At 68.3% G+C, this 10,290-nt stretch carries 13 protein-coding genes; 7 read left to right on the top strand and 6 right to left on the bottom strand.

Translation table 11 applies throughout. From position 1 onward, the window contains the following. Nucleotides 1-172: 172 nt before the first annotated feature. Nucleotides 173-916, bottom strand: a complete 744-nt coding sequence (locus ACFYOH_RS43840; protein ID WP_388637741.1) for an SOS response-associated peptidase — start codon at nucleotides 914-916, stop codon at nucleotides 173-175. A 1,119-nt stretch (nucleotides 917-2,035) separates the two neighbouring features. On the opposite strand from ACFYOH_RS43840, the gene ACFYOH_RS43835 reads away from it, so the two are divergent. The 3 genes from ACFYOH_RS43835 (at nucleotide 2,036) to ACFYOH_RS43825 (ending at nucleotide 3,098) form a co-directional block, all read left to right on the top strand. Next, nucleotides 2,036-2,518, top strand: coding sequence for a helix-turn-helix domain-containing protein (locus ACFYOH_RS43835; RefSeq protein ID WP_351552642.1), 483 nt, complete (start codon nucleotides 2,036-2,038; stop codon nucleotides 2,516-2,518). Further along, entirely contained in the window at nucleotides 2,518-2,841 is a 324-nt protein-coding gene (locus ACFYOH_RS43830; protein ID WP_351552645.1) for a replication initiation protein, RepL2, read from the top strand. The genes ACFYOH_RS43835 and ACFYOH_RS43830 overlap by 1 nt, the downstream gene beginning before the upstream one ends. A gap of 107 nt (nucleotides 2,842-2,948) precedes the next feature. Then, the gene (locus ACFYOH_RS43825) at nucleotides 2,949-3,098 is read left to right on the top strand and encodes a hypothetical protein (protein WP_388637737.1); all 150 of its coding nucleotides are present in this window, start codon (nucleotides 2,949-2,951) and stop codon (nucleotides 3,096-3,098) included. Between the two features lie 659 nt (nucleotides 3,099-3,757). Here the strand turns inward: ACFYOH_RS43825 and ACFYOH_RS43820 are convergent. Beyond that, nucleotides 3,758-5,119: a hypothetical protein gene (locus tag ACFYOH_RS43820; RefSeq protein ID WP_388637734.1), complete on the bottom strand. Its 1,362-nt coding sequence runs from the start codon at nucleotides 5,117-5,119 to the stop codon at nucleotides 3,758-3,760. 301 nt (nucleotides 5,120-5,420) lie between these two features. Here ACFYOH_RS43820 and ACFYOH_RS43815 point away from each other — a divergent pair, with 301 nt between their 5' ends. Continuing rightward, nucleotides 5,421-6,200: a hypothetical protein gene (locus ACFYOH_RS43815; RefSeq protein WP_388637731.1), complete on the top strand. Its 780-nt coding sequence runs from the start codon at nucleotides 5,421-5,423 to the stop codon at nucleotides 6,198-6,200. A gap of 42 nt (nucleotides 6,201-6,242) precedes the next feature. Here ACFYOH_RS43815 and ACFYOH_RS43810 read toward each other — a convergent pair whose 3' ends face one another. Together ACFYOH_RS43810 and ACFYOH_RS43805 are read right to left on the bottom strand one after the other, a co-directional pair. Beyond that, nucleotides 6,243-6,446 carry a hypothetical protein gene (locus tag ACFYOH_RS43810; RefSeq protein WP_388637728.1) on the bottom strand — a complete coding sequence of 68 codons (204 nt, stop codon included), beginning with the start codon at nucleotides 6,444-6,446 and terminating at the stop codon, nucleotides 6,243-6,245. Continuing rightward, a complete protein-coding gene (locus tag ACFYOH_RS43805) occupies nucleotides 6,443-6,661 on the bottom strand; it encodes a hypothetical protein (RefSeq protein WP_388637725.1) in 219 nt (72 codons plus the stop codon). The genes ACFYOH_RS43810 and ACFYOH_RS43805 overlap by 4 nt, the downstream gene beginning before the upstream one ends. 70 nt (nucleotides 6,662-6,731) lie before the next feature. On the opposite strand from ACFYOH_RS43805, the gene ACFYOH_RS43800 reads away from it, so the two are divergent. Then, complete coding sequence (locus ACFYOH_RS43800) at nucleotides 6,732-7,088, top strand: DUF6233 domain-containing protein (RefSeq protein ID WP_388637722.1); 357 nt, start codon at nucleotides 6,732-6,734, stop codon at nucleotides 7,086-7,088. An 11-nt stretch (nucleotides 7,089-7,099) separates the two neighbouring features. Here the strand turns inward: ACFYOH_RS43800 and ACFYOH_RS43795 are convergent, their stop codons facing one another. Continuing rightward, nucleotides 7,100-8,023 (bottom strand): Ku protein, encoded by a 924-nt coding sequence (locus ACFYOH_RS43795; RefSeq protein ID WP_388637719.1) that lies wholly within the window; start codon nucleotides 8,021-8,023, stop codon nucleotides 7,100-7,102. 95 nt (nucleotides 8,024-8,118) lie between these two features. On the opposite strand from ACFYOH_RS43795, the gene ACFYOH_RS43790 reads away from it, so the two are divergent. Continuing rightward, the gene (locus ACFYOH_RS43790) at nucleotides 8,119-8,340 is read left to right on the top strand and encodes a hypothetical protein (RefSeq protein ID WP_388637716.1); all 222 of its coding nucleotides are present in this window, start codon (nucleotides 8,119-8,121) and stop codon (nucleotides 8,338-8,340) included. A gap of 177 nt (nucleotides 8,341-8,517) precedes the next feature. Here the strand turns inward: ACFYOH_RS43790 and ACFYOH_RS43785 are convergent, their stop codons facing one another. Continuing rightward, on the bottom strand, nucleotides 8,518-9,414 hold the full coding sequence (locus ACFYOH_RS43785) for an IS701 family transposase (RefSeq protein ID WP_388637744.1): 897 nt from the start codon (nucleotides 9,412-9,414) through the stop codon (nucleotides 8,518-8,520). 44 nt (nucleotides 9,415-9,458) lie between these two features. Between ACFYOH_RS43785 and ACFYOH_RS43780 the strand changes: the two genes are divergently transcribed. Beyond that, a partial coding sequence (locus ACFYOH_RS43780; RefSeq protein WP_388637713.1) for an ISAzo13 family transposase occupies nucleotides 9,459-10,290 on the top strand: 832 nt, incomplete at its 3' end.

Below are 10,290 nucleotides of genomic sequence, written 5' to 3'. Positions count from 1 at the left end.
ATCGCCTTCCCCCGCCGCTATCTACCCGAGGGAAGCATGGACACGATCTACAAAGATCAGATCGACCTCGCTACACCACCCCAGGGGACATGACCGTCCCGGGCGGGCCACAAGCCGCCGGGCGTGAGCCGTCGGCACCTATCGTGCGGTCGGCCGGACAGTTCGGCGATCGCTATGGAGCGACCTCTTCGAGTAGCTGGGGGCCGTTGTTGCGGACGTTGTTGACGGCCGTCGCGACGGGCCGGGCGTCCAGGTGGCCCCCTGCGGGCTGATCGAGCATGGTGCGCAGGTCGTCGGGGCCCTGGTGGCCGGGGTCGAGCCAGGCGTCATAGTGGTCGGGGCTGAGTGCGAGCGGCATACGGGGGTGCACACGGCCGGCGGCGTCGGTGGCCTCGGTGGTGATGATGGTGCAGGTCATCAGCCAGGCCGTGGGGTCGTCGTCCTGTTTGACCTCACGGTTGCGCCAGTACTCGTACAGCCCGGCGAGCGCCATCACCTGGTCGTCCTCTGGGTGGATGAAGTACGGCTGCTTGCGGGTCTTGCCGGTTGCGGGGTCCTTGGCCTGCTGCCACTCGTAGAAACCGTCGGCCGGCAGCAGGCAGCGGCGCTTGAGGAACGCGCTGCGGAAAGCAGGTTTTTCGTGCACGGTCTCCACACGGGCGTTGATCATCCGTGCGCCGATCTTGAGGTCCTTCGCCCACGATGGCACCAGGCCCCAGCGCAGCGGCCGTAGCTCCCTGCCCACCTCCCCGGCGTCGTCGCTGTCGCGCGAGGTGCGTTCAAAAACGGCCCACACATCGTTGGTCGGAGCCACGTTCCAGTTCGGCTCGAGCATCTCATCGGCACGCCAGTCGGTGACATGGAAGAGCTGGACGAGGTCCTGGGGCCTGCGGGTGGAGACGTATCGACCACACATGCACCCACTCTCCCACCGTCCCCACTGCCGGCCATCGTCCTGGCTGCCGTGTTGCGTTGGCCAAGCCGGCCGCGATGGAGTGAGGGCGGACGGGCGGCCCCTTGACCAGGGCGCGAAGCGTGGGGGGCCGCCCATGCCCCACGAGTCCTGTCAGTAGCGCGAGGCACTACGACACTAGAGCACAGCCCGTAACCGTGCCTGCGTGGTGGCTCCTCTGGGTGAGGGCTGTCGCTCCGGGATGGCGCCGGGCACTGTGCTGCTTCCTCCCTCGTCGGGAGCAGTTCGCCGCGGCGAGCAGCGCGAGCTGGACTTCACGGCCGCCCCCTGGTTCCACGCCCGCGAGGGGCACCTCGATATCCCCCGTGCCATCGTGAACCCATCGATGGAGCCGACGTGGGGCTCGGTGCATGGATCAATAACGTGCGTGCCCAGCGGGCCAGCCAGCCGGGCGACCTGATGAAGGACGCGCTCACCGCGCTTTGGATGCCCTGGACCCGACGTGGGCACCGCCCTCCGGTTCGCTGACCGAAAAGGCTTCCCTCGTGTCCTTCGCTACCTCAGCCCCGGCCAGCGCGCCACGACGGTGGCGCGGATAACCGATCAGGCACGCGTATGCGCCTCAGCCACGGTGCCAGCTCAGCCACGCCATGTTGTTGCTGGTACGGCCTCGGCCACAGGCGGCCCGCGGGTGAGCGGCAGACGCGTGAGACACGCCCGAGGACCGGCGCGGTAGCGACGGCCCGCAGGGCCTCCCGTGAGGCCTGTGCTTGCGTTCCCAGAGCTGCATTAAGAAGGCGCAGCCGCCGCACCTCTGTGACCTGCACAGACGCGCGGGGCGACCCGATTCAGGGAGCGGGATACCCGATCCGGAGATCATCATTGCCGATTGCCGGATCGGGTCAATCCGACTCTGGGGGCGGGTTGACCCGACTCTGCAAGCGGATTGATCCGACTCTGGGATCGGATCGCGTAGCGATCTGCTCAGTGTGCTCGCGGCACACCGAGCCGACTCTGTAGCCGGATCACTTAGCAATCTGGTAATGCTCTTCCTGGTAACTGATCCGCTCCACGAGTCGGATCGCTTAGCTGGCTTCACATCAACTGGAGGGACGGCTCTCGATGGCAGAGCAGGCGCGGAAGATTCTCGCGCTGGTCGATCAGGACACAGGTGAGGTCGAAGAGGTACGCCGCGCCAACTATGCGTTCGACGGTGGCGCCCACATCAACGTGGGCATCCGCAAGGGCCGTGAACTCGCCTCTGCCGCCTCCGGTCTGACCGACAAGGAGTTCAGGGTTCTCGCTTGGTACTGGTTCGCCACGGAGACGAGCGAGGAGGCCATCATGCGGACGGGGGCAGATATCGCGGCAGAGCTCGGCATGAGCCCCGATGCTCTATCGAGAGTGGTGAAGGTGCTCAAGAAGGCCCGCCTGCTGGTCGAAGCGGGCGGGCTCGGGCGGACCACCTTCTACAGGTGCACGCCATACCTTGCGTTCATCGGCACTGGTTTCGCGCACCGGGAAGCGGTGAAGGACTGGAACCCACCGGAGACCAAGGTACGGGAGCCCCGCGACCGGCGGCGCCGGAAGAAGGACGAGGCCTGATGAGGATTCACGATGCGGAAGACGTTCAGTACCTGCTCAAGAAGACCGGGCGTGTACTCAACCCGAATCAGCGGATCGTCGTGATGCTCTACGCATCTTCGGAGCAGCGACCTGACGGCACTGTGATGATCAAGGCGAGCGAGCTGGCTACTACAGCAGGTATGACGCCACCCGTGTTCTCCCGCACGCGGAAGGAGCTCGTCGCGGCCGGCTGGATGGAAGAGACCGGCAGTGTCGGCAGCGTGAAGCTCTACCGGCTCGCCCCGCAGATATTCGAGGACCGCGGGCCGTCCGGACGGCACCTGCGAGCCGTAGGCAGCTAAGGCCCCATAGAGGCAAAGCGACCCGACTCCCGAGTCGGGTCGCTTTGCTCTACGCCAGCCGTGCGGGGCGAGAGACACTCGAGATCGCCGCCACCGTGGAGGCGTTTGTGACCGCGACCGAGGACTGTGGGGCGCACCTGGAAGTGGTCGACGTCCCGAACGGCCACCATGACTTCGAGACCGTCGATGCACCTGAGGAGATTCGTCCGGCCCTGCGCCACGCGATGGGTTCGGTGGTGGCCCACCTGACCGGCTGACGACGCGCGCCAGGCCCCCCAGCGACAAAGGTTCCGAGGGCGCCAAGTACATCCCCGCAGCCGGCCGACGACTCAGGCCGCTTCCTCGGCGTATCTCCGTCAGCTTGCCCACATGAGCAACAACAGGTCACTCGATAGAGAACCAGCTCGGCGCCGCACAACAAACACAGCCAGACGCCAGCGGCAGGACGACCCGCACGGGCACGGGCACGGTCTGATCACCGGAGGGCGTCGTCATGAGCCCTGTGACTTCGATCGATAGTTCGCCCAGTTCCCTCAGGTGTCGACGATGTCAGCGGGCTGCGCCGATTTCCAGTTGGGTGCAGCTCTTCTGGAGTGAGCACGCCGGTCAGGCCAGGAATTCGTTGTTGTGCTGGCCGGGCCGGGAGTAGCGGCGTTCACCTTCTCTGCGGGTGTGGAAGGTCCAGCACTGCGGGAAGTCGCCGTTGCTGTTGAGGGCCCGGACGGCGACCCGACTCCCGCGTCCGATCGCTGCCCTCTACACCAGACCGTTCTCCTCGACCTCGATCAGATCTTCGGCCGACTGCATTCTCAGCCCCCTGGCCGTGCCGAGCAGGGTGGGCTGACTCAGGCTGACCCGTCTCGGCGAAGGCGGACCGTGGTTTCTCACCAGCGTGTGTGGCCCGGAGTCAGCAGTATCAGACAGGGAGTTCGGGAGAGAAGGTGCCAGTCCACACGGGTTCGGCCGGTTGAGTCCTCGGCTCTTGCAGAACCCCTACAGCGTCCTTGATGCGGCCGAGGTCGATGAGGTGCCGAGCGAGGAGGGCGCTGTTGAAGGGCAGGTGCTGTTCGAGGACGGCGACGGCTTCCTCCGTGCGGCCAGCCTTGGCCAGCAGGTCGGAAACGCTCCAGGCCGCGTACCAGGTGTCGCCCTCGGGATGCGCCCGCGCCTGCTCGATTGCTTCCTCGAGCAGGCCGCACTCGGCCATGAGCCGAAGCCTCATCCTGAAGAAGTCCCACTCCTCCTCACCGTCGTGGCGCGCCTTGAGGACATCGAGGTAGGCCAGGCCGTCGTGGGCGCGGCCGTGGTCGGCGTACAGAGTGCACAGTGCGTTGACTATCCAGTCTTCCTCGCCGCCGGGTGAATCCGCGAGTGTTCGCATCACCTCGATCGCCTCATCGCCCCGTCCGTGACGGGCCAGGAGCTCGGACAGAAACACGGCACCGTGACACCGGCGGGCCGGAGAGTCGCCCGGCTGCCGGTACACGTCGATCGCTCCTTCGATGTCACCGCGCTCCTCCAGCACTTCGGCAAGGCGCTGCGCGGCGTGCCCGTGGTACTCGGTCGCCGCGTACACGCGCAGTTCCTCGATCCGGTCGTGCCTGGCCAGCAGGTCGGCCAACTGGTCACGGCCGTTGACGGAGGTGGTGGTGCGGGTGTGCAGCAGGGCGATGGCTTCCTCGACGCGGCCTTGGCGCTCCCGGATCGCGGCCAGCAGTTCGACGGCATTGGATGGCTCGGTCCGACGGTTGTCGCAGTCGGGATCGCCACAAGCGGGGACCGCCTCGACCCGGCCCTCCAGCAACGCGGCCGCCTCCTCACTCAGGCCCGCGCCTTCGGCGATGTCGACGAGACAGTCGGCGAGGAACCAGTCGTCGATCCCGGCTCTCAGCAGGGTGAGCGTCTCGACGCCACGGTCGTGACGGGCCAGCAGACGTGCGAAGAACTCCAGTGCCAGCCGATCGCCCGCCTGCGCGTACGGCCGGGCCCGCTCGATCGCCTCCTCAACTCGTCCCCAGCCCTCCAGCAGCTCCGCCTCAGCCCGGACGGCCGGCCACCAGCCCGTCGCGACATAAGGCGCGAGCACCTCCAGCGCCTCTGCCTGTCGGCCCTGCCCGCCGAGCAGGCGTGCCCACTCCCGCGCGCAGAACCACTCCCCACACCCGGCCTGGAACTCCACCTCCGCCGAATGGCCGAGCTCAAGAAGCCGCGAGACCAGCAGCGGTGGAATGCAGCCGGACAACGTCCGGACCCGGTAATCAAGATCAGCAGCGTCCACGGCAGTGCACCCTAGCCCCCACCACCGACATCGGTCCGCGCCCCTGGGGGACCAAAGTCCGATGAGACGAACGCTTGCCAGTCGAACTTTGATGAGACTCGTCCAGCTTCGCTGTGACGGGCGCCCGGGTCGCGGGTGTCCCGTCTCTGCCGATCTGGCCTCTGTCTCAGGTGACCTGGTTCACCGACGCGACCGCGCGGTGCAGGTCGGTGTCGCATCGCGCTTGTACTGACTCGCCCGGTCTCGCTGTCGGCGCCGACTCCGCTGCCGCACCGGCTCGTTGAATGACATGCTGCCTGCCATGACACCGCCCCCGTACGAGCCACCGGAGCCCCGCTTCCCGTACGGGCCGCACGGCGCTGTGGAGATCGTGGCCGAGTCTGCTCCCGGCCCGGACGGAGTCCTGCGGGTGACCCTCACGACCCACCCCGCCGGCGCCTTCGCGGATCCCTTCGCTGGCGTCGCCGAGCCGGACGTCTGGACCCGGCTGGTCTACCTCCGGCCGGGCCCGTGCCAGGTGACCGTGGGGCGCCTCGGTGTCCGTGACCACGACATTCTGGCCGCGCAGGACGCGTCGGTGGTCGTGATGCGGGCGCTGGGCCCGGCCGGCCTGGACGTAGACCAGCTCATGTGGCGCCTGCCTGGATGCCTGGTCACATCGGCGTTCGAGCCGGATCGGTGCGTGGTGGCCGTGCTCGCCGGGGACGATCCCGTACGCCGCGGCTACCAGTTCGAGGTCACCGCCGAAGACAACGTCCCGGCCCTGGTGCCGTTGTACTCCTCGGCCGTCTACGGCTGGCTGCGGTGGTGGCTGGCCGAGAACCACTCCCCGAAGCTCACCGGGAAAGCACTCCCTCCGCCGCCTGACCGGCTGTTGATGCGGCACGCCGGGCAGGACCGCCTGCTGCACATCACCGGCATCGAGCGGGCCCGCTGGCCCTACCCGCCGCGGGAGGGCACGTCACAGCGGTGGCTTGAGACACCGGAGGCTCGGAAGGGCCAGATGCGGGAGCGGTGGGGCAAGCCGGACGACTGGAATCCCCCGCCCGACGACGGGCCCGACCCCACCGAACACCGCTGACCGACAAGACGCCGGCCCCGCCCGCCGCGCGCCAGGGGCGGGCTACCGCCGGTCGGGCCACGCGTCCAGGACAGCGCCGCTGTCGTCGTCCGACAGGGTGACGCGCGCTGCGGGCATGGCGCCCCCGTACTGGCCGACCCAGTCGCGGAACTTGTCGCGGGCCACGCCCTCGCTCTCCCACCAGCCGTGCTGCACCGGCCGCTCTGCAGCAGCGAGCAGCAGGTAGTAGCGGCCCGGCCTGGTCATGCGAGCCGGATCCCTCTCGGCCGACCCGGCTCCCGGACGATCGCCTGCTTCGTCTCCAGCTCGACCAACTGGTAGTGGACGCTGGACCGGCTGCGCATGCCGAGCGCGTCCCCGATCTCCCGCACCGTCGGCGCCTCGCCGCGGTCGGCGATCGCCTGCCGGATGCAACGCAGGACGCGCTCCTGGGTGTCGGTGAGGTGCTCTACACGGTGCATACTGATATTAGAGCGCGTGTTCGATTTTCCAGGCAAGGCGAAACGCACCGGCGCAGCGCGGAGGAACACGGTGCACGACGATTCCCCGCCGACCCGCCTCGACATGCTGCGGTTCGCCCGCCGCGTCGTCGAGCAGCAGACCTCGCGGCAGCTGGCCCTGATCGACCGGTGGATCGCCGACGAGAAACGGCGCGAGCGCGAGCGGCGGCAGGGCGAGGAGCGCCGGCCGCCGGAGCCGGAATGGCTGATCCAGTTCGGGCTCAACCGCCAGAACGTGGATGCCGTGCACACCGGCAGCTGCTGGGCGGCGGCCAAGAGCGGGCGGTGCCGCCCGGTGACCCGGCAGCAGGCGCTCGACACGCTGCGACGGCAGGTGCCCGCGTGCGTCCACTGCCGGCCGGACAACGCACTCGGCATCCTGGACTAGCGTCAGCGCGGTCAGGCGCTGCGCGAACGGCGGCCCGTCGTCTTCTTGGCGGCCGTCTTCTTCGCCGCGGTCTTCTTGGCCGGCTGCTTCTTCGCGGTGGTCTTCTTCTTCGGCTCCGGCAGCTCGTGCACCTGCGCCGGGCCCGCGCTCCCCGTGCGGGAGGCCTTGGCCTTCTGCACCGACTCATTCAGCGCGGCCATCAGATCCAGGACCTGGGCCGGCTGCTCCGGCTCGGGCGCTTCGGGAAGCGGCTTCTCCTCGCGCTTGGCCTCGATGATCTGGGCGATCGCCTCCGTGTACCGGTCGGTGAACTCCTCGCCCTCCAGCGCGTCGACCGTCATGGTGTCCATGAGGGCGAGCGCCCCTTCGATCTCGTCCTCGGTCACCTCGGCCGGTGACGGGAGCAGCTCGGTGGGGTCGCGGATCTCGTCGGGCCACAGCAGTTCCTGCAGGACCAGGGCGTCGCCATGGACCCGGAGCATGCCCAGCCTCTCGCGGCCACTCCACGCGTACTTCGCGATGGCCACCCTGCTGGAGCGACGCAGCGCTTCGACGAGCAGCTTGTACGGCTTCGCGGCGACCTGCCCGCCCGCGGCGAGGTAGTACCCGGCGCCCATGCGGATCGGGTCGATGTCCTCCATCGACACGAAGGCGTCGATCTCGATCGCCTTCGCCGTCGGCAGCGGGAGGTTGCTCAGTTCCTCATCGGTGATCGGAATGACCCGGTCACGGGTCAGTTCGTAGCCCTTGCCGATCTCGGACTGGTCGACCTCGCGGTCCTCCAGCTCGCACACCTTGCGGTAACGGACGCGCCCCATGTCCTCGAGGTGGTACTGGTGGAAGTGGATGCTGTGGTCCTCGGTCGCGCTCTGTACGTTGATCGGAACGGTGACCAATCCGAAAGAAATAGCGCCTGACCATATGGTTCGGGGCATCGGTAGACCTCCGTGATTGCCCCGAGCACCACCAGACTACGAACGGCTCTGGCGTCCCGCATGCGCGCTGCCGGCCCGCGCCGCACTCTGAAAAGGTGACCGAGACACCACAGGTCGTCGTCTACCCACCGGCCGAGGACGGCGGCAGGCGAGTCCGCGTCGGCAGCCACTTCATGGGCATGGCGTACACGCTGCTCGACATCGTCGAGTTCCTACGCCAGGCCGGATCCGAAGACGTCGAGCCCGAAGACGTGGCGAGCGCGGCCTGGGTGGAGTGGCGGGAAGCCGGGCCGGACGTTTGGGCGCCGCCCGGCTAGTACTCCAGCAGGATTTCGGTGTCTGACCTGGTCTTTTCGCCGGGTGGCGGGAGTGTAGCGGGACTTCGATCGTGCGGGGGCGGTCTCACGGAGACCGCCCCTCGATCGTGCGGCAACGCCGCAGGAAGTGGCAGCGGCGGGCGACTGCTTGGCGTCGGCGGCGCCAGTTCGACCAGTTCAGCGCGTGACGCCGTCCTCGATGTCCGCGCAGGTGGGAGGGCCGGGGACGACAAGCTGCCAGGAGTCGCCGAACCTCCGCCACTGTGAGCCCGATTGCCCCGGGTGTCTCACCTGTTCCGCCCCCTTTTCCCGAACCTGGTGTGCCGTGGCGGCCAGGAAGGCGTGCGCGAGCATGGCCAGAGTGATGTGCCGGTACCAGCCCACGTAGCGGCGGACTTCGTACTGGTCCAGGCCGCACTCGTTCTTCGCGGCCTGGAAGCACTCCTCGATCGCCCAGCGCGCCCCGGCGACCCGCACCAGCTCCTGGACGGTGACCTGAAGGGGCGCGTAGGCGAGGTAGTAGGCGATCTCGTCGGGCTTGCTGATGCTGCGCCGGGCCAGTGCCCACCGCATCCGGTGAGGGACCTCGCCCTGATAGTCGAATTCGGCGACGGCCGGCAGCCGCACTGCTGCCCAGTGGTAGACGCGGGGCCCCTTCGCACCGTCGCCGCAGGAGACTTTCTCCCATGCCTCGTCCGGGGCCTGCGCGAACAGGCCCTCGATCCGTGAACAGCCCACGCTGAACTGGGACTTGGGGACAGCCAGTACGTATCCGACACCCGACTGCTCCAGCAGCCGGCGGAATCGGTTGTCCTGACCGTAGGCGGAATCCGCGGTGACCCAGGCGATGGGCAGCGGCGAGACCAGGGCCCGCAGCACCATGTGCCGGGCCAGTTCGCCTTTGGTGGTGAACTCCCGCTCGTCGGGGACCCTTGCGGTGCGGCAGCGTTCCCGGTCCTCGGTCCAGGACTTCGGGAGGTAGAGCTCGCGGTCGACCAGAGCCCGGCCCAGGGTGGAGGCGTAGGCGGCGAAGACGCCGATCTGGCAATTCTCGGTGCGGCCGGGGGCTTGTATTTCAATTACTGCTTGCTCAGGCGGAGTTCGTGGGACGGTGGACCATGAGCGTGCGTCCGCCCGTCACCGCCTTACGAGCCAAGTTCGATCGGATCCTGCCGCATCTCGACGAGCGCCGCCGTCGGCTCTACCTAGCCAGCGAGGCCGCGGCCATCGGCCATGGGGGGATCACTCTGGTTGCTGCCGCCTCCGGGACCAGCTCCGCCACCATCGCGCGTGGCGTCACCGAACTGGCCGGGGAGCCGGTGCCGACGCGGAGGGTCCGGGCTGCGGGAGCCGGCCGCAAGCCGTTGACCGTCACCGACCCCGGCCTGCTGCCGGCTCTGGAGGCGCTGATCGAGCCGCACACCCGGGGTGATCCCGTCTCCCCGTTACGATGGACCACCTTGTCGCTGCGAGCCCTGGCCTCGACTCTGACCTCACAGGGCCATCCGGTCAGTGCCGCAACCGTCGGGCGCCTGCTGCACGGCCTCGGCTATAGCCTGCAGGGCACCGTCAAGACCACCGAGGGCGCCGGCCATCCGGACCGCGACGCCCAGTTCGCCCACCTGAACGCCACGGCCACCGCCTGCCTCGACGACGGACAGCCGGTGATCAGCGTCGACACCAAGGCCAAGGAATGGCTCGGCAACCGAGACCGGCCCGGTCGCACCTGGCGTCCAGGCAAGGACCCGATCAAAGTCGACTGCCACACCTTCACCACCAGCGACCAGCCCGTCGCCATCCCGTATGGGATCTACGACATCGCCACCAACACCGGCTGGGTCAACGTCGGGACCGCCCACGACACCGCCGAGTTCGCTGTGGAGTCCATACGCCGCTGGTGGCAGCGCCGCGGACAGGTGCACCACCCGGACGCAACCCGGTTGCTGATCA

Origin of the sequence: Streptomyces sp. NPDC007856 (assembly GCF_042868225.1) — a bacterium.
Lineage (GTDB): Bacteria > Actinomycetota > Actinomycetes > Streptomycetales > Streptomycetaceae > Streptomyces.
Note: the sequence above shows the minus strand (reverse complement) of the source record. Positions and strands in the feature narration are given on the sequence as shown.